This is a genomic window from Bacillota bacterium, assembly GCA_033549065.1.
Classification (GTDB): Bacteria; Bacillota; Dethiobacteria; order DTU022; family DTU022; genus JAWSUE01.
Map to the genome: position 1 here is coordinate 20,187 of JAWSUE010000007.1, position 25,898 is coordinate 46,084.

The window sequence follows — 25,898 nt, forward strand, 5'->3', positions numbered from 1 at the left end:
GTCCTCAATGTTCAAAAGAATCCGTCAGGATATCAGGGCGGTTAAGGAAAGAGATCCTGCTGCGAAAAACACCCTGGAAGTTCTGCTCTGCTACCCGGGGCTCCATGCCCTGCTCTTTCACCGGGTAGCCCACTTCTTTTACCGACATGGCCTGGTATTGCTTCCACGGTTGATTTCTCACTGTTCCCGGTTTTTAACCGGTATTGAAATTCACCCCGGAGCAACGATTGGTGACTCCTTTTTTATTGATCATGGTATGGGGGTTGTCATCGGTGAAACTACTGAAATAGGTTCCAATGTGACCATTTACCAGGGGGTAACCCTGGGTGGAACAGGAAAGGAAAAGGGCAAACGCCACCCGACAATCGGTAATAACGTGGTTATCGGTACCGGGGCGAAGGTGCTCGGTCCGATCGAAATAGGAGACAACTGCCGGGTTGGAGCAGGTTCAGTAGTGCTCCGTGCTGCTCCTCCCAATTCAACTGTCGTCGGCATACCCGCCAGGGTTGTCTACTATAATGGAGAAAAAGTACCCTCGATTAACCTAAATCACAGTGATATGCCCGACCCGGTAGCAGAAGCTTTGAGTAACCTGCAACAGCAGATCGATCAGCTGCGCTGCCATCAGGTAGACCAGAAAAACGGAGTGTGCAAAAGTGGCCATAAAGATCTATAACACCTTAACCCGGAGAAAAGATGAACTAAAGCCCGGAGCACCGCCTCTGGTAACTTTTTATGTCTGCGGCCCGACCGTTTACGATTACATACATATCGGTAACGCCCGGGTTTTTATTATTTTTGATGTAGTCAGGCGTTATTTGAAATATCGCGGTTACGACGTGAAGCTGGTACAAAATTATACTGATATAGACGATAAGATGATCAACCGGGCCAACGAGCAGGGGATCACAGTTCCCGAACTGGCTGCAAGGTTTATTAAAGCTTTCGAAGAAGATGTGGCGGCGCTGCATATCAGGCCGGCCGATGTTAAACCGCGGGCTACTGAGCATATTAATGAAATTATCGAGTTGATCGAACTTCTTTTGGAAAATGACTATGCCTACATCAGCGACGGCGACGTCTACTATGACACCTCGCGATTCGAAGATTACGGAAAGTTGTCCCAGCAGAAGCAGGATGAACTGCTGGCAGGAGCCCGGGTTGAACCGGGCGAGAAGAAACGCAGCCCCCTTGATTTTGTCCTCTGGAAGCAGAAAAAGGAAGGTGAACCTTCCTGGGAGAGCCCCTGGGGTGAGGGGCGACCTGGCTGGCATATCGAATGCTCGGCAATGTCTACACATTTCATGAATGACACTCTCGACATTCATGCCGGAGGAGCCGACCTTATTTTCCCCCATCACGAAAATGAGATTGCCCAGACCTGGGGAGCTGACGGGCGGCCGCTTTCACGCTACTGGATGCATGCCGGCTATCTGAATATTGAAGATCAGAAGATGTCAAAATCGCTGGGCAATGTGCGCACGGTGCGAGAACTTATTGCTGAACATGATCCCCTGGATTTAAGATTTTTAATTTTATCTGCCCATTATCGCAGCCCCCTGAATTTCAGTGCTGAACTTGTTGCCCAGAGCAGAGCAGGGCGCCAGAGAATGCAGGAGATGATCACCAATCTTTTGAGTGTAATAGATGATGCAGCTGATTCAGCCGGTGAACAGGAAGAAAAGCTTCAGGCCGCACTAAAAGAGGCAGCTGCCCGCTTTGTCGAAGCAATGGATGATGATTTCAACACTGCTGATGGATTGGGAGTACTTTTTGATCTGGCCCGCAGCTGCAATATTTATCTCAAAGAAGCATACCCCTACAACAGTGAACTGCTTGGAAAGACACTTCAATTTTACAGCGATGTTAATGATATTTTTGATATTCTTGATATCAGTAAACCGGAAGAACTGGGCACAGAGATAAATGCCCTGATCAAAGAACGGGATCAGGCCAGGGCCGATAAGGATTGGGCGAAAGCCGACAGGCTTCGGGATGAACTGACAGCAAAAGGAATAATTCTTGAAGATACTCCTCATGGAACCCGCTGGAAAAGAAAATAGATGAATAAAAACCGGATGTTAATAAGATGCTAATAATAGGATAAAATTATTATATTCTGCTTCAGGTGCCGGGCACCAAAAAATGACATTAAACAGGGGTGTATACAAATGGCCTATGTAAGGGAAAGGACGATTGAATCGGCCTGGCGGATGGTTCTCTGGAACTGTGCCCGCTACGGTTACAGCTACCGGACCAAGAAAGGAAGTTATGAGGGGCAGCTGCGCAAGCAGTTGGATACCCTGACGGTGATGATTGAAGAACCGTATACCCGCCCCCTGGCGGTGTGGCTGCCGGAAAACTGTGGCATTCCAGCGCCCACTTCTGAAGAGCGAATTCAGAACTATTTTTACGAGTATCTCGCTACCGATACCAAATGTGAAATGGAAGATTATACCTACGGTCAGCATATATCTCCCCAGCTGCCCAAGGTGGTTGACCTGCTGAATCGCTCAAAAGGAGCGACCAATCAGGCCTGTATGAATATTGGAGGGCAGGAAAATATTGATCTTGCCGATCCTCCCTGCCTCAGGGTTATCGATTTCAAGGTCGTTGACGGGAAGCTCAACATGACAGTTTTTTTCCGTTCCTGGGATATATTTGTCGGGTTCCCGGAAAACGTTGGAGGACTACAGCTGCTCAAAGAATATATCCTGATGCAGCTTAAGTTCCCGGTTGAAGACGGACCGATATTTGCTTACTCATCGGGGGCGCATATCTACGAACAGTACTTCCCGATAGTCAATATTCTTAATGCACATAAATGCTAATCGGAGGGCTGTATGAGCAGGCAGGAGAGAAAGAAACCCGGTAACCAAACCGCGGAAAACAATGAGGAACTGGTAATCGGACGGCAGGCTGTCCTGGAAGCTTTGCGTTACGGGAGCCCTTTACAAGTACTGCTTGCCGAAGGTTGCAGGGGTTCGATTATCGATGAAATAACAGCGCTTGCCGGTCGTAAAAAAATTACGGCAGAGCGGTTGGCCAGGGATGACTTTGAAGGGAAAACAGGTGGCATTCCGGGTAGCCAGGGAACGGCAGCGATCATGCCTCCCTTTGAATACAGCACCCTTGATGATTTGATCGGGCGGACAAAAACATCAGACGAAGAGCCTTTTCTCCTGATGCTGGACCACATTGATGATCCCCGTAACCTTGGTGCTGTCATGAGGACAGCCGATGCTGCCGGTGTTCATGGCTTAATCATCCCCGGAGACAGGGCCGCGGGCATTACTGCTGCGGTAAGAAAGGTTGCTGCCGGGGCTGCTGAACGTCTGCCTGTAGCAAAAGTAGTTAATCTTAACAGCGCTGCAGAAAGGCTAAAGGCTGAGGGTTTCTGGCTTTATGGCGCGGAAGCTGACGGCGATGATTACTTTTATAAAGCTGATTTCAGGCGACCAATTGTGCTTGTTCTTGGCTCGGAAGGGCGCGGAATATCGCGTTTGCTGCGTAAAAACTGTGATTTAATTGTTTCCATACCCATGCCCGGTCATTCCGGTTCCCTGAATATCTCTGCTGCGGCAGCCGTACTGATCTATGCCGCTCTTTCCCAGAGGAAGGAGTGGTCGGGATGAGTGAGCAGATCCTGATCGTTGATGGTTACAATATTATCGGAGCTTGGGAAGATCTTAAGGAACTGAAAGTCCTTGACATGGGCAGCTCCCGTGACCAGCTGATCTCCACACTTGCCTATTACACCCCATGGCACTGGACCAGAATAATAGTTGTTTTTGACGGGCAGAGTTTTGACTGGGATTATATCGGAGGGGTGGAAATCGTTTTCACAGACAAAAGGGAAACCGCCGATACCATGATCGAGCGCCTTGCTGCCGGAATGGTCTCGTCCTACCATGTTGAGGTAGCCACATCGGACTTTGCTGAATACAGGGCGGCTTCGGCAATGGGCGCGGTTGTTTTATCAGCCGGTGCACTGAAGGAAAAGCTGGCTGAGGAACGCAGAAAGTATGACCGGAAGTCCGGTTCTTCCAGAAATAAAGGACTCATGCTGAACGATATTTTAAACAAATCGGTCATCGATTCACTGGAACGGTTGCGCCGTTCTTAATAAAGATTTAAAATCAAAGCAGCCTGTTTAAACTTGACCCTTAAGAGGCGATAAGTTATAATAACCTGGAAAGTCTGCAAATATCCCACCATAAGATATCCAAACGGAGGCGATAGGTGTGAGCTTTTTAGCTCATGAGTTCAAGTATTCCTGCCAGAGTGAACCCGACTTGGAATTCCGCAGTGATGAAGATATCGTTATGGAAGCCAAAAACGGCGATATTATTGCTCTGGAGTTTTTGATCAACAAGTACAAAAATTTCGTTAAGGCAAAAGCAAGGTCTTATTTTTTGATCGGTGCCGATCGGGAAGATATCATTCAGGAAGGTATGATCGGCCTGTACAAGGCGATCCGCGACTTCAGGGGTGATAAACTATCTTCATTTCGCGCCTTTGCAGAACTCTGTATCACCCGCCAGATCATAACGGCGATCAAAACGGCAACCCGTCAGAAGCATATCCCACTGAACTCATACGTTTCTTTAAATAAACCGATCTATGATGAAGATTCTGACCGCACATTGCTTGATATACTTTCCGGCACCAAGATTACCGACCCTGAAGAGCTGATGATCAACCGCGAGGAGTACAACGACATAGAGTTCAAGATGGGTGAAATTTTAAGTGAACTGGAATGGAAAGTGCTAACCCTGTATCTTGAAGGCAAATCCTACCAGGAAATCGCCATCGATCTGAATCGTCATGTCAAATCAATCGATAACGCCCTGCAGAGAGTAAAACGCAAGCTTGAGCGCTACCTGGAAGTGCGGAAAACCTGAGCATAAGTTAACCACAATACTCTGAGTTTTTTTTGTTAACTTATTGTCCGGACTGACGTGTAAGCAGTTTATTATTGTTGACTTTTAGATATTGCCAGTGTATAATCAGTATCGCTTAAGCGCGGGTGTAGCTCAATGGCAGAGCCCTAGCTTCCCAAGCTAGTCGCGTGGGTTCGATTCCCATCACCCGCTCCAGGGACGTCGCGGGGTGGAGCAGTCTGGTAGCTCGTCGGGCTCATAACCCGGAGGTCGCAGGTTCAAATCCTGCCCCCGCAACCAAAATAAGGAAATCGCTTCTGCGGTTTCCTTATATAACTGAAAAGAGAGTTTACCTGCTCACGTAGCTCAGGAGGTAGAGCGTGTCCTTGGTAAGGACAAGGTCACCGGTTCAAATCCGGTCGTGAGCTCCACTGGCGGCGTAGCTCAGTTGGCTAGAGCACGCGGTTCATACCCGCGGCGTCCGGGGTTCGAATCCCTGCGCCGCCACCACGTTTATATACTGGTCGGCCGATCAGCCGGTCGGTTATTGTTGGGTAAGGTTAAATACCACCTGAGCAATTTTTCTTTTTACTCTTAGGAGGTGCATTTAGTTGGCAAAGAAGAAGTTTGAGCGGACGAAACCGCATGTTAACGTAGGGACGATTGGTCACGTGGACCACGGCAAGACGACTTTGACGGCGGCGATGACCTACTGTTTATCGAGTGCCGGATTTGCGCAGAAGACGTCATTTGACGAGATTGACAAGGCTCCGGAAGAGAAAGAAAGAGGGATTACCATAGCGACAGCGCACGTGGAGTATGAGAGTGAGAATCGCCACTATGCGCACGTGGACTGTCCCGGACACGCGGACTATGTGAAGAACATGATTACCGGAGCGGCGCAGATGGACGGAGCGATACTGGTAGTATCGGCAGCAGACGGGCCGATGCCGCAGACCCGGGAACACATTTTACTGTCCCGCCAGGTAGGCGTGCCCTATATTGTAGTATTTATGAACAAAGCAGACATGGTAGACGATCCTGAGCTATTAGAATTAGTGGAGATGGAAGTAAGAGATTTGCTAAGTGAGTATGAATTTCCCGGAGACGACACTCCGGTGATCGTGGGTTCAGCCCTCAAAGCCGGTGAATGCGGCTGTGGCGGACGCGAATGTGAATGCTGCAAGCCGATCTGGGAACTGATTGACGCACTGGACACCTACATACCGATGCCTGAGCGAGAGAAGGACAAGCCTTTTTCGATGCCGATCGAAGACGTATTTTCGATTACCGGTCGTGGCACAGTGGTTACCGGCCGTGTTGAGCGCGGACAGATTAAAGTCGGCGACGAAGTAGAGATAGTAGGATTTAACGAGCGTTCCCGCAAGACTGTAGCCACCGGAGTAGAGATGTTCCGCAAGCTGATGGACTATGCCGAAGCGGGCGACAACATTGGAGTGCTTCTGCGCGGGATAGACCGTGAATCGGTTCAAAGGGGCCAGGTATTGGCCAAGCCGGGCACAATCAACCCGCACACGAAGTTTAAAGCGGAAGTATATGTATTGAAGAAAGAAGAAGGCGGTCGTCACACCCCGTTTTTCCAGGGTTACCGTCCGCAGTTCTACTTCAGGACCACCGACGTTACCGGAACGATTACCCTCCCCGAAGGGATGGAAATGGTTATGCCCGGTGACAATGTGAATATGGATATAGAACTGATCACCCCGATCGCTATAGAAGAAGGTGTCCGCTTTGCTATCCGTGAAGGCGGCCGCACCGTCGGCGCCGGCGTAGTTACCGGTATCACTGCCTAAACAGCAGGCTGATCAAACATCAAATATAAAGGGGCGGGTATGAATTCCCCCGCCTCTTCATTATGCTAACTTATTGACATAGCGGAATATATTATGATAAATTGATATTTACGAGTTCGGGAGGCAGGTGGAAGAATCAAATGCGTGTAACAATACATTTAGCTTGCTCGGAATGCCAGGAGCGAAATTATACAACCCGGAAAAATAAAAAGAATAACCCGGACCGTCTGGAAATGAAAAAATATTGCAGCCGCTGTAAGGCACAAACCTTACACAAGGAAACCAAGTAATATCACCAGCCTGGGAGACGGTTTAACAGGGTAAATTTTTAGGATCACGGGGAGAGGTAAACCATCAATGAAATTCTTTAAACGAATCGGCAAATTTTTGAGCGAAGTCAGGGGCGAGTTGAAGAAAGTTAACTGGCCGACAAAGCGTGAGTTCAGCGTATTTACAGGTATTGTGTTGTCAGCTGTTCTTGTCATTGGGGTATTTTTCTGGATTCTTGACACCGCTTTTCTTGGCATCCTCCAGTTGGTTATTCGCTGATTTACCGTTTAACTGTCAAATGTTTAGTTACAGTGGACCGGTAACATGGCTTATCAGGGTATTTAATAAAGAATAGGGAGTGACCGGGAATGCGAGCGCATTCCCCAGACTATGAACACTGAAGCAGAAACCGGAGCCGAAAACGGCATCGAGCAGATCTCTGAACAGGAAACTGAAGAGAGTAAAGTTAAAAAAGATTGGTACGTAGTTCATACCTATGCCGGTTATGAAAAGCGGGTAAAAACCAATCTTGAACGACGTGTGGATTCCATGGATATGAAAGATAAAATCTTTCGGATTCTGGTTCCCACCGAAAAAGAAATTACCAGCCGGAGCGGTCAGAAGAGAACTGTTGAGAAAAAAGTTTTTCCCGGTTATGTATTGGTGGAAATGGTCATGGATGATGACTCCTGGTATGTTGTGCGCAATACGCCTGGTGTAACCGGATTTGTCGGTCCCGGATCAAAGCCAGTGCCCTTGAGTGAAAAAGAAATTACCCATATTCTGCGGTCAGTAGGCGTTGTGGAAGGTAAACCGCGTATTGAGTTTGACATAAATCAGGTAGTCAGGGTTGTCAGCGGACCCTTTAAAAATTTCGAAGGCAAAGTTGAAGAAATTAACCGGGAGAAAGGCACTGTTAAGGTATCTGTGTCGATGTTCGGACGTGAAACCCCGGTGGAACTCGAGTTTCACCAGGTTATAAAATTTTAATCAGCACTGCCCGTTAAACACTGGACGGCTGCAGTCGGGAGGTTTATTTAATGGCTAAAAAGAAAAAAGTAATTGCAATTACAAAGCTGCAGATACCAGCCGGTAAAGCAACACCTGCCCCCCCGGTCGGGACTGCCCTGGGCCCGCATGGAGTAAACATTATGGCTTTCTGCAAGGAGTTCAATGAGCGTACAGCCGCGGATAGCGGATTAATTATTCCGGTTGAACTGACCGTTTACGAAGATCGTTCTTTCAGTTTTATAACTAAAACTCCCCCGGCGGCAGTTTTGTTGAAAAAAACACTTGGTCTCGAAAAAGCATCGGGTGAACCAAACCGGGTAAAGGTTGCAACAATTTCCCGTGATAAAGTAAGAGAAATTGCCAAGCAGAAAATGGAAGATCTGAATGCTTACGATATCGAAGCTGCAGCAAAGATTATCGAAGGTACTGCCCGCAGCATGGGAATCGTAGTTGAAGGCAATTAATAGTGGGAGAGCGCATGAAGCTCGCGGACCACAGGAGGTTAATTTAAATGGCAAAAAAAGGTAAGAAGTATCAGGACGCACGAAAAGAAATCGATCGCGAAAAAAAATACGAACCGACTGAAGCACTGCAGATGGTCAAGGATTTAAGCAAAAGATCTTTTGATGAGACGGTTGAACTGGCAGTCCGTCTTGGTGTTAACCCCAAGCATGCCGACCAACAGGTTCGAGGCTCAATTGTTTTGCCCCATGGAACTGGCAAGACCATGCGAGTTGCCGTTTTTGCCAAAGGTGAGAAAATCAAGGAAGCTGAAACAGCCGGTGCCGATTTTGTCGGTTCTGACGAACTTGTTGCTAAGGTTCAGGAAGGCTGGCTTGACTTCGATGTAGCAGTTGCAACACCTGACATGATGGGTTCAGTGGGAAAACTCGGTAAGGTGCTTGGACCACGTGGCATGATGCCCAACCCGAAAAGCGGAACAGTCACTTTTGATATCGAAAAGGCGATCAGTGATATCAAAGCCGGAAAAGTTGAGTATCGGACCGAAAAAGCAGGTAATGTTCATGTTCCCATCGGCAAGGTATCTTTCAGCCACGAGCAGCTTGTTGAAAACTTTAATGCAGTGATGGATGCTCTGATCAAGGCGCGACCTACATCTGCAAAAGGTCAGTACATAAGAAGTGTTACAGTTAGTTCAACGATGGGTCCGGGCATTAAAACCACTCCCGGAGTTGAAATGAAAAGGTAGGCTTAATAGCCTGATATATAGTTATATAGTGACAATTCTTCCGTAGACGACAGGTACTAATCAGTTTAATGGTTTCTAAGCCGCCTGTTGAGGAAATGAATGCACGCCGGTCAACCACTTAATGAATAGGTTGCCACGGGGCTTTCCTTCTGCGGAAAGCCCCGTTTTAATTTTATTAAGTTTAGGTTCTTAAGGAGGTGAAATATTTGCTTACCAAAAAAGCCAAAGAGAAAATGGTGGAAATGATCAGTGAAGATCTAAAGCAGGCGGAACTTGTTATTGTTTCTGATTACCGCGGGCTGAATGTCCAGGCCATCAACAGGTTGCGTGGAAAACTGAGAGCTGAAAATTGCCGCTACCGGATTACCAAGAATACATTGAATCGTATTGCCTGCCACCAGGCGGGGGTCGAAGCTCTTGAAAACTTTTTCGAAGGCCCGACCGCAATAGCATATTCAAGTGCAGATCCAGTTGCTGCAGCCAAGATATTAATCGATTTCGCCAGGGAAAATGATGCTCTGGTTATTAAAGGTGGTTTGCTGTCCGGACAGGTTTTAGATCCTGCACAAATCAAAGCCTTGGGTGAAATTCCACCGCGCGAAGTCCTGCTTGCCAGGGTTGTTGGCGGATTCCAGGCTCCAATCTCCGGATTGGTCGGAGTTCTTCAGGGTACTATTAGGCAACTGGTCTACACAGTAGATGCAGTACGCCAGCAGAAGGAAATTGCATAATCAGTTAAGATTTAAATCAAAAATAACTAACTATTAATAAAGGAGAAATTCTTAATATGGCAAAGGCAAAAGGCGATAACAAAGTAAGTGAGATTATGGATAAAATTAAGGAAATGACCGTCCTGGAACTGTCCGAACTGGTCAAGGCTTTAGAAGAAGAATTCGGCGTAACCGCAGCCGCTCCGGTTGCAATGGCAGCTGCTCCTGCAGCCGGCGCTGCAGCAGCAGAAGAAGAAGAGAAAGATGAGTTCGACGTTGTTCTCACTTCAGCAGGCGAGAAGAAGATCCAGGTTATCAAAGTTGTCCGCGAAATCACCGGATTAGGACTTAAAGAAGCGAAAGAACTCGTTGACGGAGCACCCGGCACCGTCCAGGAAAAAGTCAACAAAGAAACCGCTGAAGCTACAAAAGCCAAAATCGAGGAAGCCGGCGGAGTCATCGAACTCAAATAACTTTTTAAAAAGCACTCCGAGTACTTTCTTATTAACTTATTGTTGATTCAGCAAGCACCTCCTGCTATAATCACTGGCAGGAGGTGCTTTTTGCTACAAGACTGCTTACTGTGTAAAGGCGATTCGCTAAACATAACTGCTGCAGTCGCAAAAAGTTCAGAAAAGTAATCTGAGTACTAACTTATTAACTTATTGGCATTTTATAAAAAAACCCCTTTTTAACCGTTGACACCTTCCAATCCTTGTGATAATATCTTAAGATGTCTAGTACTACCACTATGTGTATTTTGAGTAGTATTTCGGTTTTTCTTCTCAACAATGACATACCCATAGGAGACAGAATTTTGATTTACCGTTCACTGATTTCGGCCTGTATTTCTTCCGGTTCCTAAATCATAAACCAGGTATCAGGGGAGTGATTTTTTTTAATGTCCACTAGCATTGCAACAGGCAGAAGGAGCAGGCGTTCCTTTGCCCGAATCAAAGAGGTTTTGGACCTTCCGAACTTGATTGAAGTTCAACGTAGTTCATTCGAATGGTTTTTAAATCAGGGTTTGAAAGAGATTTTTGAAGATTTTTCTCCGATTCAGGATTTTACAGGTAACCTGGTTCTCGAGTTCTTCGACTATTCTTTGGGTGAACCGAAGTATTCAGTTGATGACTGCAAGGAGCGGGATGCCACTTATGCTGTACCGCTTAAAGTAAAAGTCAGGTTAATTAACCAGGAAACCGGCGAAGTCAAAGAACAGGAAGTTTTCATGGGAGATTTCCCGATGATGACTGAAAACGGCACGTTTATTATTAATGGTGCCGAACGGGTTATCGTCAGCCAGTTGGTCCGCTCACCGGGAGTTTATTTCAAAAAACAGCCAGACCCGACAGGAAGTACCGGAAAAGAGTTGATCAGTTCCACGATCATTCCGAACAGGGGGACCTGGCTCGAATTTGAAACCGACATTTCTGATGCTGTATTTGTTCGCGTCGACAGAACCCGTAAGATTCCGGTAACCGTTTTGCTCAGAGCTATCGGTTACGGGACGGATGAAAAGATTATTGATCTGCTTGGCGAAGATGCCCGCCTCCGTGAAATGTTGGAAAAGGATCATACTGACTCTGAAGAATCGGCTTTGCTCGAAATCTACAAGCGTCTCCGTCCGGGTGAACCCTTAAATGTTGAAAATGCCCGTTCGCTTTTTGAGTCGCTTTTCTTCGACGGCAAGCGCTATGATTTTGCAAGGGTCGGACGGTTCAAAGCCAATAAAAAGCTTTCTATCAGCAACCGCCTCTATGGCCAGGAATTGGCTGAAGATATAAAAGATCCGGTTAGCGGAAAAGTTTTATATCCGGCCGGTACAATAGTTGATGAAGATGCTTTACGCATAATTGAAGAGCATAATATTCAGCGGGTCATTGTTACATTCCGTGAAAAGACGCATATAATTATAAGCAACGGAAAAGTAGATGTGGCAATCAGGCATCTTGTACCTGATGATATTGTAGCTTCAGTTAATTACATTTTTAATCTGCTCGATGGCATCGGAACCATAGATGATATAGATCATCTTGGCAATCGCCGTCTGCGCAGTGTTGGAGAGCTGTTACAAAACCAGTTCAGAATTGGCCTTTCCCGAATGGAACGAGTTGTCCGGGAAAGAATGACCATTCAGGATGTGGAAGCAATTACTCCCCAGGCACTGATCAATATCCGCCCGGTAATTGCTTCAATAAAAGAATTTTTTGGCAGCAGTCAGTTGTCCCAGTTTATGGATCAAACGAACCCGCTGGCCGAGCTGACTCACAAACGCCGTCTCAGTGCTCTCGGGCCCGGTGGTTTGAGCAGGGAGAGGGCGGGGTTTGAAGTCCGTGACGTTCATCACTCTCACTACGGCAGGGTATGCCCTATAGAGACTCCTGAAGGCCCGAATATCGGCCTGATCGGATCGCTGGGAACTTATGCCAGGATCAATGAATATGGTTTTATTGAAACTCCATATCGCCGGGTAGATAAAAAAGAAGGGCGGGTCACTTCGGAAATCGTCTATCTTACTGCCGATGATGAAGACCGCTTTGTTATTGCCCAGGCTAACGCCAAGCTTGATGATGACGGTAAGTTTGCGAGCAACCGTGTAACCTGTCGGTATTACTACGACACTGTTATGCGTCATCCAAACGAAGTCGATTTCATGGACGTTTCACCGAAACAGCTGGTTAGTGTGGCGACCGCCCTGATCCCCTTCCTTGAAAATGACGATGCCAACCGTGCTCTGATGGGTGCTAACATGCAGCGCCAGGCGGTTCCCCTGCTGAAAACTGAAGCTCCATATGTGGGAACCGGCCTTGAGTATAAAGCCGCCGTCGATTCAGGTGCAGTTGCAATCTGTCTCAGCGATGGTGAAGTTGTCAGGGTAACCAGCAATGAAATTATAATCCGCCGTAAGGATAAAAGCGACGGACAAAATTACAAGATTAACGGCCGAACTAGAGAGCGGTTTGAATCAGACAGACTACCTGATCTCGAAACAGGCCTTGATATTTATGTTCTGCAGAAATTCAAGCGGTCCAACCAGGGGACCTGTATCAACCAGCACCCGATTGTCCACCGCGGCCAGAAAGTAAAATTCGGTGAAGTTATTGCGGACGGTTCATGCACTAACCTGGGCGAACTTGCCCTGGGCCGCAACGTGCTGGTAGCCTTTTTACCCTGGGAAGGGTACAACTATGAGGACGCTATATTGATCAGTGAAAAACTGGTTAAGGAAGATGTTTTTACTTCAATCCATATAGAAGAATATGAGTCAGAAGCAAGGGATACCAAACTTGGACCTGAAGAGATAACCCGTGATATTCCCAATGTCGGGGAAGAAGCTTTGAAAGATCTGGATGGCCGCGGAATCATCCGCATTGGAGCCGAAGTGCGAGCAGGAGATATTCTGGTTGGTAAAGTTACACCAAAAGGTGAAACCGAGTTGACTGCTGAAGAGCGCCTGCTGAGAGCGATATTCGGCGAAAAGGCCAGGGAAGTCCGCGATACTTCGCTGCGAATTCCACATGGTGAATCCGGGATAGTAGTTGATGTTAAAGTTTTTAACCGCGAAGACGGTGATGAGCTTTCACCTGGTGTAAACCAGTTGGTCCGGGTCTATGTTGCCCAGAAACGTAAAATTTCAGAGGGTGACAAGATGGCTGGCCGCCACGGAAACAAAGGTGTTATAGCTCGTATCCTGCCTGAAGAGGATATGCCTTTCCTACCGGATGGCACTGCGCTGGATATAGTACTTAATCCGCTGGGTGTTCCTTCAAGGATGAACATTGGTCAGGTTCTGGAGGCTCACCTTGGCTGGGCAGCTAAATCGCTGGGCATCCATATTGCTTCACCGGTATTTGACGGGGCTACAGAAGACGATTTGTTTGCTGCTTTCGATGAAGCTGGTCTGCCGGTTTCGGGTAAAACAGTCCTATATGATGGTCGCACGGGTCAACCCTTTGATGAAAAAATTACCGTCGGCTATGTTTACATGTTAAAACTGGCTCACCTGGTTGATGATAAAATTCATGCCCGCTCAACCGGTCCTTACTCACTGGTAACCCAGCAGCCTCTCGGTGGTAAAGCCCAGTTTGGAGGCCAGCGATTTGGTGAGATGGAAGTATGGGCATTGGAAGCTTATGGAGCAGCTTATACATTGCAGGAGATCCTGACTGTTAAATCCGATGATGTTGTCGGTCGGGTAAAAACTTATGAAGCAATCGTCAAGGGTGAAAATATTCCTGAGCCCGGTGTGCCTGAATCTTTTAAAGTTCTGGTTAAAGAACTTCAAAGCCTCTGCCTCGATGTCCGGGTTCTCAGCGAAGAAACAGGAGAAGTGGAGATTAAAGAGGGCGATGATGATTCTGATTACCGCCGCCTCGATGTCAATATTGAGGGAATGGAATCAGATGAAGATGATATAGACCGATTTATATACCGCAAAGAGCCGAAGGAAGAAGTCGAGATCATGAAAACTGATAAGGTAAAAGAAGAATTAATCGATCTTGCTGAAGGAGACAATGAGGAAGAAGATATTCTTGAAGATGACGACGAAGAAGCAGTTGAAGTTAAAGAACCTGTTGAAGAAGAAGTTGAAGAGGTATCGCTCGATCAGCTCGAGGAAATGGAAGACGATGACAACGATGATCTTGACGATGAAATGGAACCGAAGAGACCTGTTAAGAAAAAAAATAAACGGGTCAAGGTTGAAATCGACACCGAAACCGATGATTTCGATGAAGACGATGAAAACATCTACTAGTAGCACAGGTTGATTCCTGGCGAAAGGAGAGATCTTTTTGTTAGATGTAAATAATTTTGATGCCTTAAAAATTGGGTTGGCATCATCTGAACAGATCAGAGCTTGGTCGAGAGGTGAAGTTAAAAAACCGGAAACGATCAATTACCGGACTTTGAAGCCGGAACGTGAAGGGCTCTTTTGTGAAAAAATATTTGGTCCACAGAAAGATTGGGAATGTCACTGTGGGAAATATAAGCGTGTTCGCTACCGCGGTATCGTTTGTGATCGCTGTGGTGTGGAGGTAACCAGGGCAAAGGTTCGACGCGAACGGATGGGTCATATTGAACTGGCTGCACCGGTCTCGCATATCTGGTACTTTAAGGGAATTCCCAGCCGTATGGGCTTGCTGCTTGACATGTCCCCCCGGGCTCTGGAAAAAGTACTTTACTTCGCTGCATATGTTGTAATTGATCCGGGTGATACTTACCTGAGTAAAAAACAGCTCCTAACTGAGATGGAATACCGTGAGTATTACGAGAAATACCAGGCGTTATTCAAATCCGGTAAAGGCTTTAAAGCTGAAATGGGAGCAGAGGCAATTAAAAAGCTGCTGGCCGATCTCGATCTGGAGGAAATTGCTCTGGAACTGAGGGAAGAGCTTGTGAGTTCAAGCGGCCAGAAAAAGATCCGGGCGATCAGGCGTCTTGAAGTTGTTGAGGCCTTTCGCCAGTCGGGCAATGACCCATCCTGGATGGTTCTTGATGCTATTCCCGTTATCCCCCCGGATTTGCGTCCAATGGTTCAACTGGACGGTGGGCGCTTTGCCACGTCTGATCTAAATGATCTCTACAGGCGGGTAATTAATCGTAATAACCGTCTTAAGCGACTGCTCGATCTGGGCGCTCCTGATATTATTGTCCGTAACGAGAAACGTATGCTCCAGGAAGCGGTGGATGCCTTGATTGACAATGGACGGCGCGGCCGCCCCGTAACAGGACCAGGTAATCGTCCGCTTAAATCATTGAGCGACATGTTGAAAGGGAAGCAGGGACGTTTCCGCCAGAACCTGCTGGGCAAGCGTGTTGACTATTCAGGGCGTTCAGTTATTGTTGTCGGTCCTGAACTGAAGCTTTACCAATGCGGGCTGCCTAAAGAGATGGCCCTGGAGCTCTTCAAACCTTTTGTTATGAAACGTCTGGTCAGCGACGGTCTGGCACACAATATCAAGAGTGCCAAGCGGATGGTTGAAAAGGTACGACCCGAGGTTTGGGATGTTCTTGAAGAAGTTATCAAGGATCATCCAGTGCTGCTAAACAGGGCTCCTACCCTTCACCGCCTGGGTATTCAGGCATTCGAACCTGTCCTGGTGGAAGGCCGGGCTATTCAGATTCATCCGTTGGTTTGTGCGGCTTACAATGCCGACTTTGACGGCGACCAGATGGCGGTTCACGTGCCACTTTCTACCGAGGCTCAGGCTGAAGCAAGACTTTTGATGCTGTCAGCACATAATATTCTTAACCCCAAAGACGGTCGCCCGGTGACCACACCTACCCAGGATATGGTTCTCGGTTGTTACTACCTGACTCTCGAAAAAATGGGAGTAATGGGTGAAGGAAAGGTTTTCCCTGATCCCGATGAAGCTGTAACTGCTTACGATCTTGGCTACCTTGACCTGCATGCCCGTATTTTTGTCCGGGTTTCAGGATTTAAAGGACGCGATTTTATTCGACGTAAAAAGTACCTGCTGACAACTGTCGGCAAGCTGATCTTTAATGATGTATTCCCGAAAGATTTTCCGTACATGAACAATGCCGATTTTACCAATTCTTTACCTGAAGAGTCTTTTATTCCAATCAAGAATTTTGAACCGGCAAAAGTTCTGGAAAATCAGCAGCTAAACAATGCAATCAAAAAGGATTTTCTGGCCGAACTGATTGCCCGATGCTACAGGATATACGGTAATACAAAAACGGCAGAGATTCTCGACCAGGTTAAAAAACTCGGCTTCCGCTTTGCTACCAGGGCAGGAGTAACTGTCGCAGTTAGCGATATAGAGATCCCTGTGGAAAAAGCAGAAATTCTCAAAGCGGCGGAGGAAAAAGTTGAGGCAACCGAAAAGCAGTATGACCGCGGTCTTATCACCGAAAACGAGCGATACGACAGGGTAATTGAGATTTGGAGCGGGGCCAAGGATGAAGTTACCACTGCCCTGATGAACGGGTTGGACAAACTTAACCCTATCTATATGATGGCTCATTCAGGAGCCCGCGGTAATGAATCACAGATAACCCAGCTTGCCGGTATGCGCGGTCTTATGGCTGACCCAGCCGGACGGATTATCGATATTCCGATTAAAGCTAATTTCCGCGAGGGTTTAACCGTTCTTGAATACTTTATTTCAACTCACGGGGCACGTAAAGGTTTAGCTGATACTGCGCTGAAGACAGCTGACTCGGGTTATTTAACCCGCCGACTCGTTGACGTTGTTCAGGACGTTATTGTCCGTGAAGACGACTGCGGAACCGGCCAGTCAATCGGCTTGAGTGAATTTCTTGAAAGTGATGAAGCTCTGGAAGATGCAGTTAACCGCTTGATCGGACGATACACTATGGAACCGGTATATCATCCTGAATCGGGTGAAGTTTTGATTGACGCCGATACACTGATCACTGAAGAGATAGCCCAGCAAATAGTTGACCTCGGGATTACGGAAGTAAGGTTCCGCTCCGTTCTTACCTGCAAAACCCGTCACGGCGTTTGTGTTAAATGTTACGGACGGGACCTGGCCAGCGGAAAAATAGTCAATGTTGGCGAAGCGGTCGGTATCATTGCTGCGCAATCAATCGGTGAGCCGGGTACGCAGCTAACAATGAGAACTTTCCATACCGGTGGCGTGGCCGGGGACGATATCACCCAGGGTCTGCCCAGGGTTGAAGAACTATTTGAAGCCCGTAAACCAAAAGGGCAATCCCTGATCGCCGAGATAGCAGGTGAGGTTGAAGTTGTTGAAACCCGCTACAAGCGGGAAATAAAAGTTACAGCCGAACATGGTGATCAAAGAGTCTATGTTATTCCCTACGGGGCAAGAATCAAGGTGGAAACGGGTAAAAAAGTCAATGCCGGAGATGAACTGACAGAAGGTTCAATTAACCCTCATGAGTTGCTCAAAGTCAAAGGTGTCCGCGGTGTACAGCTATACCTTCTCAAAGAAGTCCAATGGGTATACAAGATGCAGGGTGTGGATATCAACGATAAACATATTGAGATTATTGTCCGGCAGATGCTTAAAAAAGTTAAAGTTGATGATCCGGGAGATACAGATCTACTGCCTGGTGGCATGCTAGACAGCTATGTTTTCGAAGAGATCAATGCGGCTGTGGTCGAAGAGGGAGGCAGCCCGGCTATAGCCAGGCCGCTTCTGCTTGGTATAACCAAAACTTCGCTTGCTACTGAATCATTCCTTTCAGCAGCTTCATTCCAGGAGACGACAAGGGTTCTCACTGAAGCTTCAATCAAAGGAAGACAGGACCAGCTTCTTGGACTGAAAGAGAATGTAATTATAGGCAAGCTTATTCCTGCCGGGACAGGAATGACCCGCTACCGCAATATTGAGGTCAGGCCTGTTGGGCTTGAGCCTGAAATGGAAGATGAAGTAGAACAGGAAGTAGACCTTGGTCTTGACCTGGAAGAAACAGCAGTCGTAGCCACTGCTGAACAGAAACCCGACCAGGCTGATGAAGAATCGGAGCCGGTTGAGGAGTAAAATAAGGTTCAAAAGAGGCATATTTTAATTGACAAGCATTGAATACGGTGTTAAAATCTTAAAGTGCGCCAAAAAAGCTTCTCATTTTGAAGGTTTTGGCAATGAGGTAGGTGTTACTTGCTGTTGGAAGAATTATTAGTCAACGCCCGGCATAAAGTCGTTGGCACCAAGCAGACGATTAAAGCCCTGGAAAAAGACGAAGTAAGCCACGTTTTTCTAGCCAGAGATGCCGAGGATAAAGTAATCCAGCCTGTTATTGATCTCTGTAAAGAGAAGAAATTAGAGCCGCAGTATATTAACACAATGCTTGAATTGGGCAAACTCTGCGGCATAAAAGTTAAGGCAGCAGCAGCTGCAATCACAGAATGTTAAAGGAGGTGGACTGATGCCGACAATTAATCAATTAGTTCGTAAGGGTCGCAAGCAGATGACCAAGAAATCTTCTGCTCCGGCATTGGATAGTTCTCCGCAGAAAAGGGGTGTCTGCACCCGCGTTTCAACAACAACCCCGAAAAAGCCGAACTCGGCCTTACGTAAAATTGCCAGAGTCCGCCTGACAAATGGAATCGAAGTTACAGCTTATATTCCCGGTATTGGGCATAACCTGCAGGAACACTCAGTTGTTTTGGTCAGGGGAGGCCGTGTTAAGGACTTACCGGGTGTACGTTATCACTTGGTAAGAGGCGCTCTCGATGCAGCCGGTGTGGAAAACAGGGCTCAGGGGCGTTCGAAGTACGGCACTAAAAGGCCGAAAACGCAGTAATTTTGTAAGGAGATGGTGATCTAAAATGCCACGAAAAGGCTCAGTACCAAAGCGGGATATTTTACCGGATCCGGTCTATAACAGCAAACTGGTAACAAGGTTTATCAATAAATTGATGTTTGACGGACAAAGAGGATCTGCCCAGGAAATTATATACGATGCTTTTAACATAATTAAGGATAAAACCGGCAAGGAACCGAATGAAGTATTTGAAACAGCCATTCGCAATGTATCTCCGGTATTGGAAGTAAAACCCCGCAGGGTTGGTGGTGCTACCTACCAGGTACCTATTGAAGTTAGTACTAACCGGAAAAATATCCTTGCTATCCGCTGGTTAATCAGTTATGCTCGGGCTCGCGGAGAAAAAACTATGGCCCAGCGTCTGGCCGGAGAATTTATGGATGCAGCCAACGGAGCTGGTAACTCTATTAAGAAAAAAGAAGATACACATAAAATGGCTGAAGCAAATAAGGCTTTTGCCCATTACCGCTGGTAGTTGCATCCCGTTATTTAGGAGAGGAGGGATGACATGAGCAAGGAAGCACAATTAAGCGAGATCAGGAATATCGGTATTGCTGCCCACATCGATGCGGGTAAAACAACAACGACCGAAAGAATATTATTCTATACTGGTCGTCTTCATAAGCTTGGAGAAGTTCACGAAGGAACCGCTACCATGGACTGGATGGCCCAGGAACAGGAACGTGGTATTACAATTACCTCTGCAGCTACATCCTGCCGTTGGCGCGATCACTTAATTAACATTATCGACACGCCCGGGCACGTGGACTTTACAGTCGAAGTTGAAAGATCGATGCGGGTTCTTGATGGAGTGGTGGCTATCTTCTGTGCCAAAGGTGGCGTTGAGCCGCAGTCGGAAACAGTTTGGCGCCAGGCCGATCGTTACCATGTTCCCCGTCTGGCATATATCAACAAGATGGATGCAGTAGGTGCAGATTTCTATAATGTTTTGCGTCAGCTGCAGGAACGGCTTCATGCACATGCCCTTCCAATTCAGTTACCAATAGAGGAAGAAGGCAATTTTTCAGGGGTAGTTGACCTGATAACCATGCGTGCCATTATTTATGAAGATGATCTCGGAACGAGAAGCACCGAATCGGACATTCCGGATGGAATGAAGGAAAAAGTTGCTGATTACCGGGAGAAGATCCTGGAAACCGTTGCCGATTATGATGATGAATTGATGGAAAAATATTTCAGCGGAGAAGAGATCACCCCTGCCGAATGTTACCGTGCCCTGCGCAAGGCGACCATTCATCACGGGTTAGTCCCTGTTCTCTGTGGTTCTTCATACCGAAACAAAGGAGTGCAGCTGCTTTTAGATGCCGTGATCAATTACCTGCCTTCACCGGTTGATGTCGGTGCAGTTAAAGGCTTTAATCCGGTAAGCGGCGCGGAAGATTTTCGCCTTCCTTCTAATGATGCTCCCTTTGCGGCGCTGGTATTTAAAATAATGGTCGATCCTTTTGTTGGAAAGCTTGCTTTTGCCCGGGTTTATTCGGGTAAACTTGATAAGGGTTCGGTCGTCTATAATGCTACCCGTCAGAAACGCCAGCGAATTGGAAGGTTAATCCGGATGCATGCTAATTTCCGGGAAGAGATTAATAGCATCAAGACTGGAGATATTGTGGCTATTATTGGTCCGAAGGAGATCAGCACCGGTGACACGCTTTGTGCCCTGGATAAGCAGATCATTCTGGAAAATATTCAATTTCCGGAACCGGTTATTTCGGTGGCCATTGAACCGAAAACCAAAGCGGACCAGGATAAGATGACCGTATCAATGCAGCATCTGGCCGAAGAAGATCCTACATTCCAGATCCATTCGGACAAAGAAACAGGTCAGACGATTATCTCCGGTATGGGTGAACTTCACCTGGAAATTATTGTTGACCGCCTGTTAAGGGAATTCAAGGTTCAGGCAAATGTTGGTAAACCTCAGGTTGCCTATAAAGAAACTATTCAGGGCGAGACAAAAGCAGAAGGTAAGTTTGTACGTCAATCCGGAGGTCGTGGTCAGTATGGACATGTTCTCATCGAGGTTTCACCCCTTGAACCAGGCGGCGGATTTGTTTTTGAGAACAAAATTGTCGGTGGAGCCATACCGAAAGAATTCATCGGATCTGTTGAGGACGGTCTGAAAGAAGCTGCTTTGAACGGAGTGCTGGCCGGTTACCCGGTTGTTGACATCAAGGTCGTGCTCTATGACGGTTCTTACCATGAAGTTGATTCTTCAGAACTTGCATTCCGTATAGCTGGCTCAAAAGCTCTTAAAAAAGCGCTGGCAAAGGCAACACCTGTACTGTTGGAACCGGTTATGAAAGTAGAAGTTTCAGCGCCTGAAGAATATTTGGGAGACATTATCGGTGACTTTACAGGAAGGCGCGGCAGGATTTTAGGAACGGAACTTAAGAGCGGTCAGCAGGTAGTTCGGGGAGTGGTTCCCTTATCAGAAATTTTCGGTTATGCCACCGAGTTACGATCACATACCCAGGGTCGTGGGGTATATAATATGGAGTTTTACCGGTACGAAGAAGTACCGCAGAGCATAGCTCAAAAAATTATTACTCAGAGTGTTGCTTATTAATAGTTGGAGGTGCATTTAGTTGGCAAAGAAGAAGTTTGAGCGGACGAAACCGCATGTTAACGTAGGGACGATTGGTCACGTGGACCACGGCAAGACGACTTTGACGGCGGCGATGACCTACTGTTTATCGAGTGCCGGATTTGCGCAGAAGACGTCATTTGACGAGATTGACAAGGCTCCGGAAGAGAAAGAAAGAGGGATTACCATAGCGACAGCGCACGTGGAGTATGAGAGTGAGAATCGCCACTATGCGCACGTGGACTGTCCCGGACACGCGGACTATGTGAAGAACATGATTACCGGAGCGGCGCAGATGGACGGAGCGATACTGGTAGTATCGGCAGCAGACGGGCCGATGCCGCAGACCCGGGAACACATTTTACTGTCCCGCCAGGTAGGCGTGCCCTATATTGTAGTATTTATGAACAAAGCAGACATGGTAGACGATCCTGAGCTATTAGAATTAGTGGAGATGGAAGTAAGAGATTTGCTAAGTGAGTATGAATTTCCCGGAGACGACACTCCGGTGATCGTGGGTTCAGCCCTCAAAGCCGGTGAATGCGGCTGTGGCGGACGCGAATGTGAATGCTGCAAGCCGATCTGGGAACTGATTGACGCACTGGACACCTACATACCGATGCCTGAGCGAGAGAAGGACAAGCCTTTTTCGATGCCGATCGAAGACGTATTTTCGATTACCGGTCGTGGCACAGTGGTTACCGGCCGTGTTGAGCGCGGACAGATTAAAGTCGGCGACGAAGTAGAGATAGTAGGATTTAACGAGCGTTCCCGCAAGACTGTAGCCACCGGAGTAGAGATGTTCCGCAAGCTGATGGACTATGCCGAAGCGGGCGACAACATTGGAGTGCTTCTGCGCGGGATAGACCGTGAATCGGTTCAAAGGGGCCAGGTATTGGCCAAGCCGGGCACAATCAACCCGCACACGAAGTTTAAAGCGGAAGTATATGTATTGAAGAAAGAAGAAGGCGGTCGTCACACCCCGTTTTTCCAGGGTTACCGTCCGCAGTTCTACTTCAGGACCACCGACGTTACCGGAACGATTACCCTCCCCGAAGGGATGGAAATGGTTATGCCCGGTGACAATGTGAATATGGATATAGAACTGATCACCCCGATCGCTATAGAAGAAGGTGTCCGCTTTGCTATCCGTGAAGGCGGCCGCACCGTCGGCGCCGGCGTGGTTACCGGTATCACTGCCTAATATAAAAGATGTTAAAAAGCGATGAAGTAAAAGGTTGCCGGGTTAACCGGGGAATTTTTACAGAGCAGCTCTGATTTAATCAGGCGATAAGGAGGATTCGTCCATGGCTAACCAAAAAATCAGGATCAGATTAAGAGCTTTTGATCACCAATTGCTTGATCAGTCTGCCGGTAAGATAGTTGAAACGGCGCGCCGTACCGGAGCTGATGTATCCGGACCGGTACCTTTACCGACAGAGAGAAGCCTTTACACGGTCATTCGGGCGCCGCATAAATACAAAGACTCCCGGGAGCAATTCGAAATGCGCACACATAAGCGCCTGATTGACATACTTGAACCAACACCAAAGACAATTGACGCTTTAATGCGGCTTGATTTGCCTGCCGGTGTTGACATTGAGATTAAGCTCTAGCTGATAGGCGGGAGGTGTATTGATTATGACAAAAGCAATTTTAGCACGTAAAGTCGGGATGACCCAGGTATATGATGAAAACGGTCGCGTTGTTCCGGTAACCGTTCTGGAAGCAGGTCCTTGCCATGTGGTTCAGGTTAAGAACATGGACAAAGATGGTTATAACAGCATCCAGCTTGGGTTTACGAATAAAAAAGAGCAGAGGGTTAACCGCCCGCTGAAAGGGCACTTTCAGCAGGCAAAGGTCAAGCCGTTGCGCTATTTACGCGAATTCAGGGTCGATGATTCGTCCGGGTATACCCCGGGACAGGAAATTAAAGCAGATTCTTTCTCGGCAGGAGACTATGTTGATGTCAGCGCAATCGCCAGGGGAAAGGGTTTTGCAGGATCAATTAAAAAGCTTGGCTTCAGCAGAGGGCCTAAAACACACGGATCGCATTACCACCGTGGGCCTGGATCGCTGGGAGCTGTTGCTCCGGCAAGGGTTTTTAAAGGACGTTTGCTTCCAGGTAGGATGGGCGGATGGCGGAGAACAGTCCAACGTCTGTTCGTTGTTGAAGCTGATGCAGAAAAAAACATTCTGCTGGTTAAAGGTTCTGTGCCCGGCCCCAAAGGCGGCCTGGTAGAAGTTAAAGAATCAGTAAAAAGCTAGTTAAGTAAATGGATAGCGCAGAGAAAGGAGATGCCCTGAGCATGCCTAAAATATCACTTTACAATAAAGATGGCGAGCAGGTCGATGAAATAGAACTTCAGGCAAGCATTTTTGAGGTCCCTCTCAAAATGGGAGCGATTCATCAAACGGCTGTTTCGCAGGCGGCAAGGCGCAGGCTTGGTACCGCTTCGAGCAAAGATCGCAGTGAAGTAAGGGGCGGCGGAAGCAAACCGTGGCCGCAAAAAGGGACGGGTCGGGCCCGTCATGGGAGTACCCGCTCACCGTTATGGGCAGGCGGAGGCGTGACATTTGGTCCTCAGCCGCGCGATTTTAGTACAAAGGTGCCGAAAAAAATGCGTCAGGCTGCATTGAAATCAGCTCTCAGCGAAAAGCTGGCCGAAGGCAAGCTTCTTGTTGTAGATAATTTTGCCATCGACACTCCGCAAACCAAGAAAATGGTTTCCTTGCTTGAGCACCTGAAGGTATGCGGTGGAGCCCTGATTGTAAATGTCAATCCTGATGTAAATATTATAAAGTCAGCCCGCAACCTGCCCAAGGTCAAGACAATTTTAGCCCGTCAACTGAACGTGCTTGATCTGCTTACTTATAATTACCTGGTTATGAGCAAGGAAGCGCTGCAGCAGGTTGAGGAGGTGTTTGGCGGATGAAAGATGTAAGAGATATTATAATCCGTCCTCTGGTTAGTGAAAAATCTTCCGACCTGATGGAAGAAAACAAGTATACCTTTGTCGTTTCGGGCAAAGCGAACAAAATTGAGATCAAACGTGCTCTTGAAGAGATATTTGATGTCAAGGTACAGGCAGTGAATACTGCTAATTTTAAGGGCAAGATGAAACGTCTGGGTCGTTACCCTGCAGGTAAGCAGCCCAGTTGGAAAAAAGCAGTAATCACTCTGGCCGAAGGCAGCAAACCGATTGAGCTGTTTGAAAGCCGCTAGTAGAAGGAGGGAATACTAAATGGCTGTTAAACGTTTTAAACCCACTTCGCCGGGGCGGCGGTTTGCCACCGTTTCAACATTTGAAGAGATTACCAAGCAGGAGCCGGAAAAATCACTTCTGGCCCCGCTGAGTAAAAAAGCCGGTCGTAACTCCTATGGAAGGATTACTGTCCGGCATCAAGGCGGCGGCCATAAGCGCAGCTACCGGATTATTGATTTCAAGCGGAATAAAGATGATATTCCGGCAAAAGTAGCCGGTATCGAGTATGATCCGAACCGTTCGGCCAATATTGCCCTGCTGCATTATGCCGATGGTGAAAAGCGATATATACTTGCTCCGCTTGGATTAAGAGATGGCCAAACAGTAATGTCCGGCAATAAAGTAGAAGTAAGGCCCGGAAATGCCATGCCGCTTCGCTCTATACCGGTCGGTACTTATGTCCACAATATTGAGTTGAAACAGGGTTATGGCGGTCAACTGGCCCGCTCTGCAGGTACTGCTGCTCAGCTGGCAGCAAAGGAAGGCGATATGGGGCATATCCGCCTGCCTTCCGGAGAAGTACGCCTGGTTCGCCTTGATTGCAGGGCAACTATCGGCCAGATTGGCAATATTGAGCATGAGAACCTGACGATCGGTAAAGCAGGCCGCAGCCGCTGGATGGGCAAGCGCCCGACAGTCCGCGGTTCGGTTATGAACCCCTGTGACCACCCTCATGGTGGTGGAGAAGGAAAGGCACCGATTGGACTCAAGCGGCCGGTAACCCCCTGGGGTAAACCGACACTTGGATATAAAACACGTAAGAAGAATAAGGATTCGGATAAACTTATTGTCCGTCGCCGTAAGAAGTAGCCGGAAAGAGTATCCGGGGCTCTTAAGTAAAACC

The 25,898-nt window shown here is 47.6% G+C and carries 26 protein-coding genes and 4 tRNA genes; all 30 read left to right on the forward strand.

Translation table 11 applies throughout. The features are described from left to right. The first annotated feature begins 7 nt into the window (after window positions 1-7). The 30 genes from cysE (at window position 8) to rplB (ending at window position 25,864) form a co-directional block, all read left to right on the forward strand. Entirely contained in the window at window positions 8-676 is a 669-nt protein-coding gene (gene cysE / locus SCJ97_05870; GenBank protein ID MDW7739571.1) for a serine O-acetyltransferase, read from the forward strand. Continuing rightward, entirely contained in the window at window positions 657-2,063 is a 1,407-nt protein-coding gene (gene cysS, locus SCJ97_05875; GenBank protein ID MDW7739572.1) for a cysteine--tRNA ligase, read from the forward strand. The genes cysE and cysS overlap by 20 nt, the downstream gene beginning before the upstream one ends. A gap of 108 nt (window positions 2,064-2,171) precedes the next feature. Then, on the forward strand, window positions 2,172-2,831 hold the full coding sequence (locus SCJ97_05880; GenBank protein ID MDW7739573.1) for a thymidylate synthase: 660 nt from the start codon (window positions 2,172-2,174) through the stop codon (window positions 2,829-2,831). A gap of 12 nt (window positions 2,832-2,843) precedes the next feature. Continuing rightward, complete coding sequence (rlmB, locus tag SCJ97_05885) at window positions 2,844-3,635, forward strand: 23S rRNA (guanosine(2251)-2'-O)-methyltransferase RlmB (GenBank protein MDW7739574.1); 792 nt, start codon at window positions 2,844-2,846, stop codon at window positions 3,633-3,635. Beyond that, the gene (locus tag SCJ97_05890) at window positions 3,632-4,126 is read left to right on the forward strand and encodes an NYN domain-containing protein (protein MDW7739575.1); all 495 of its coding nucleotides are present in this window, start codon (window positions 3,632-3,634) and stop codon (window positions 4,124-4,126) included. The genes rlmB and SCJ97_05890 overlap by 4 nt, the downstream gene beginning before the upstream one ends. 169 nt (window positions 4,127-4,295) lie before the next feature. Next, entirely contained in the window at window positions 4,296-4,904 is a 609-nt protein-coding gene (gene sigH, locus SCJ97_05895) for an RNA polymerase sporulation sigma factor SigH (protein ID MDW7739576.1), read from the forward strand. Between the two features lie 121 nt (window positions 4,905-5,025). Continuing rightward, window positions 5,026-5,099 (forward strand) — tRNA-Gly (locus SCJ97_05900). Between the two features lie 7 nt (window positions 5,100-5,106). Then, window positions 5,107-5,183: transfer RNA gene (locus SCJ97_05905), tRNA-Met, on the forward strand. Between the two features lie 55 nt (window positions 5,184-5,238). Next, window positions 5,239-5,314, forward strand: a tRNA-Thr gene (locus SCJ97_05910). A gap of 2 nt (window positions 5,315-5,316) precedes the next feature. Then, window positions 5,317-5,393: transfer RNA gene (locus SCJ97_05915), tRNA-Met, on the forward strand. A 101-nt stretch (window positions 5,394-5,494) separates the two neighbouring features. Then, the gene (gene tuf / locus SCJ97_05920) at window positions 5,495-6,697 is read left to right on the forward strand and encodes an elongation factor Tu (GenBank protein ID MDW7739577.1); all 1,203 of its coding nucleotides are present in this window, start codon (window positions 5,495-5,497) and stop codon (window positions 6,695-6,697) included. Window positions 6,698-6,837: 140 nt separating this feature from the next. After that, a complete protein-coding gene (gene rpmG, locus SCJ97_05925; GenBank protein ID MDW7739578.1) occupies window positions 6,838-6,987 on the forward strand; it encodes a 50S ribosomal protein L33 in 150 nt (49 codons plus the stop codon). A 67-nt stretch (window positions 6,988-7,054) separates the two neighbouring features. Continuing rightward, window positions 7,055-7,246, forward strand: coding sequence for a preprotein translocase subunit SecE (secE, locus tag SCJ97_05930; protein ID MDW7739579.1), 192 nt, complete (start codon window positions 7,055-7,057; stop codon window positions 7,244-7,246). 111 nt (window positions 7,247-7,357) lie between these two features. Continuing rightward, a complete protein-coding gene (gene nusG / locus SCJ97_05935) occupies window positions 7,358-7,957 on the forward strand; it encodes a transcription termination/antitermination protein NusG (GenBank protein ID MDW7739580.1) in 600 nt (199 codons plus the stop codon). A gap of 50 nt (window positions 7,958-8,007) precedes the next feature. Beyond that, window positions 8,008-8,442, forward strand: a complete 435-nt coding sequence (gene rplK, locus SCJ97_05940) for a 50S ribosomal protein L11 (GenBank protein ID MDW7739581.1) — start codon at window positions 8,008-8,010, stop codon at window positions 8,440-8,442. Window positions 8,443-8,489: 47 nt separating this feature from the next. Next, window positions 8,490-9,188, forward strand: coding sequence for a 50S ribosomal protein L1 (gene rplA / locus SCJ97_05945; GenBank protein ID MDW7739582.1), 699 nt, complete (start codon window positions 8,490-8,492; stop codon window positions 9,186-9,188). A 206-nt stretch (window positions 9,189-9,394) separates the two neighbouring features. After that, complete coding sequence (gene rplJ / locus SCJ97_05950; protein MDW7739583.1) at window positions 9,395-9,919, forward strand: 50S ribosomal protein L10; 525 nt, start codon at window positions 9,395-9,397, stop codon at window positions 9,917-9,919. 56 nt (window positions 9,920-9,975) lie between these two features. After that, on the forward strand, window positions 9,976-10,371 hold the full coding sequence (rplL, locus tag SCJ97_05955; protein ID MDW7739584.1) for a 50S ribosomal protein L7/L12: 396 nt from the start codon (window positions 9,976-9,978) through the stop codon (window positions 10,369-10,371). 428 nt (window positions 10,372-10,799) lie between these two features. Then, on the forward strand, window positions 10,800-14,657 hold the full coding sequence (gene rpoB / locus SCJ97_05960) for a DNA-directed RNA polymerase subunit beta (protein ID MDW7739585.1): 3,858 nt from the start codon (window positions 10,800-10,802) through the stop codon (window positions 14,655-14,657). A 37-nt stretch (window positions 14,658-14,694) separates the two neighbouring features. Beyond that, a complete protein-coding gene (gene rpoC / locus SCJ97_05965; GenBank protein ID MDW7739586.1) occupies window positions 14,695-18,399 on the forward strand; it encodes a DNA-directed RNA polymerase subunit beta' in 3,705 nt (1,234 codons plus the stop codon). A gap of 123 nt (window positions 18,400-18,522) precedes the next feature. Next, the gene (locus tag SCJ97_05970) at window positions 18,523-18,771 is read left to right on the forward strand and encodes a ribosomal L7Ae/L30e/S12e/Gadd45 family protein (GenBank protein MDW7739587.1); all 249 of its coding nucleotides are present in this window, start codon (window positions 18,523-18,525) and stop codon (window positions 18,769-18,771) included. Window positions 18,772-18,784: 13 nt separating this feature from the next. Then, the gene (gene rpsL, locus SCJ97_05975) at window positions 18,785-19,162 is read left to right on the forward strand and encodes a 30S ribosomal protein S12 (GenBank protein MDW7739588.1); all 378 of its coding nucleotides are present in this window, start codon (window positions 18,785-18,787) and stop codon (window positions 19,160-19,162) included. Between the two features lie 25 nt (window positions 19,163-19,187). Next, window positions 19,188-19,658, forward strand: a complete 471-nt coding sequence (gene rpsG, locus SCJ97_05980) for a 30S ribosomal protein S7 (protein ID MDW7739589.1) — start codon at window positions 19,188-19,190, stop codon at window positions 19,656-19,658. Between the two features lie 33 nt (window positions 19,659-19,691). After that, window positions 19,692-21,770 (forward strand): elongation factor G, encoded by a 2,079-nt coding sequence (gene fusA / locus SCJ97_05985; GenBank protein ID MDW7739590.1) that lies wholly within the window; start codon window positions 19,692-19,694, stop codon window positions 21,768-21,770. Window positions 21,771-21,789: 19 nt separating this feature from the next. Next, the gene (gene tuf / locus SCJ97_05990) at window positions 21,790-22,992 is read left to right on the forward strand and encodes an elongation factor Tu (GenBank protein MDW7739591.1); all 1,203 of its coding nucleotides are present in this window, start codon (window positions 21,790-21,792) and stop codon (window positions 22,990-22,992) included. A 103-nt stretch (window positions 22,993-23,095) separates the two neighbouring features. Continuing rightward, on the forward strand, window positions 23,096-23,404 hold the full coding sequence (rpsJ, locus tag SCJ97_05995) for a 30S ribosomal protein S10 (protein ID MDW7739592.1): 309 nt from the start codon (window positions 23,096-23,098) through the stop codon (window positions 23,402-23,404). A 25-nt stretch (window positions 23,405-23,429) separates the two neighbouring features. Beyond that, complete coding sequence (rplC, locus tag SCJ97_06000) at window positions 23,430-24,056, forward strand: 50S ribosomal protein L3 (protein ID MDW7739593.1); 627 nt, start codon at window positions 23,430-23,432, stop codon at window positions 24,054-24,056. Between the two features lie 41 nt (window positions 24,057-24,097). Next, window positions 24,098-24,724 carry a 50S ribosomal protein L4 gene (gene rplD, locus SCJ97_06005; GenBank protein ID MDW7739594.1) on the forward strand — a complete coding sequence of 209 codons (627 nt, stop codon included), beginning with the start codon at window positions 24,098-24,100 and terminating at the stop codon, window positions 24,722-24,724. Next, the gene (rplW, locus tag SCJ97_06010) at window positions 24,721-25,014 is read left to right on the forward strand and encodes a 50S ribosomal protein L23 (GenBank protein ID MDW7739595.1); all 294 of its coding nucleotides are present in this window, start codon (window positions 24,721-24,723) and stop codon (window positions 25,012-25,014) included. The genes rplD and rplW overlap by 4 nt, the downstream gene beginning before the upstream one ends. 19 nt (window positions 25,015-25,033) lie before the next feature. Further along, window positions 25,034-25,864: a 50S ribosomal protein L2 gene (gene rplB / locus SCJ97_06015; protein ID MDW7739596.1), complete on the forward strand. Its 831-nt coding sequence runs from the start codon at window positions 25,034-25,036 to the stop codon at window positions 25,862-25,864. The last annotated feature ends 34 nt before the right edge of the window (window positions 25,865-25,898 follow it).

Bases quoted from the DNA above. Each gene is read 5' to 3' on its own strand.
- cysE (MDW7739571.1), top strand. From the start codon at position 8: ATGTTCAAAAGAATCCGTCAGGATATCAGGGCGGTTAAGGAAAGAGAT.
- SCJ97_05880 (MDW7739573.1), top strand. From the start codon at position 2,172: ATGGCCTATGTAAGGGAAAGGACGATTGAATCGGCCTGGCGGATGGTT.
- rlmB (MDW7739574.1), top strand. From the start codon at position 2,844: ATGAGCAGGCAGGAGAGAAAGAAACCCGGTAACCAAACCGCGGAAAAC.
- SCJ97_05890 (MDW7739575.1), top strand. From the start codon at position 3,632: ATGAGTGAGCAGATCCTGATCGTTGATGGTTACAATATTATCGGAGCT.
- rpmG (MDW7739578.1), top strand. From the start codon at position 6,838: ATGCGTGTAACAATACATTTAGCTTGCTCGGAATGCCAGGAGCGAAAT.
- secE (MDW7739579.1), top strand. From the start codon at position 7,055: ATGAAATTCTTTAAACGAATCGGCAAATTTTTGAGCGAAGTCAGGGGC.
- nusG (MDW7739580.1), top strand. From the start codon at position 7,358: ATGAACACTGAAGCAGAAACCGGAGCCGAAAACGGCATCGAGCAGATC.
- rplK (MDW7739581.1), top strand. From the start codon at position 8,008: ATGGCTAAAAAGAAAAAAGTAATTGCAATTACAAAGCTGCAGATACCA.
- rplA (MDW7739582.1), top strand. From the start codon at position 8,490: ATGGCAAAAAAAGGTAAGAAGTATCAGGACGCACGAAAAGAAATCGAT.
- rplL (MDW7739584.1), top strand. From the start codon at position 9,976: ATGGCAAAGGCAAAAGGCGATAACAAAGTAAGTGAGATTATGGATAAA.
- rpoB (MDW7739585.1), top strand. From the start codon at position 10,800: ATGTCCACTAGCATTGCAACAGGCAGAAGGAGCAGGCGTTCCTTTGCC.
- rpsL (MDW7739588.1), top strand. From the start codon at position 18,785: ATGCCGACAATTAATCAATTAGTTCGTAAGGGTCGCAAGCAGATGACC.
- rpsG (MDW7739589.1), top strand. From the start codon at position 19,188: ATGCCACGAAAAGGCTCAGTACCAAAGCGGGATATTTTACCGGATCCG.
- fusA (MDW7739590.1), top strand. From the start codon at position 19,692: ATGAGCAAGGAAGCACAATTAAGCGAGATCAGGAATATCGGTATTGCT.
- rpsJ (MDW7739592.1), top strand. From the start codon at position 23,096: ATGGCTAACCAAAAAATCAGGATCAGATTAAGAGCTTTTGATCACCAA.
- rplC (MDW7739593.1), top strand. From the start codon at position 23,430: ATGACAAAAGCAATTTTAGCACGTAAAGTCGGGATGACCCAGGTATAT.
- rplD (MDW7739594.1), top strand. From the start codon at position 24,098: ATGCCTAAAATATCACTTTACAATAAAGATGGCGAGCAGGTCGATGAA.
- rplW (MDW7739595.1), top strand. From the start codon at position 24,721: ATGAAAGATGTAAGAGATATTATAATCCGTCCTCTGGTTAGTGAAAAA.
- rplB (MDW7739596.1), top strand. From the start codon at position 25,034: ATGGCTGTTAAACGTTTTAAACCCACTTCGCCGGGGCGGCGGTTTGCC.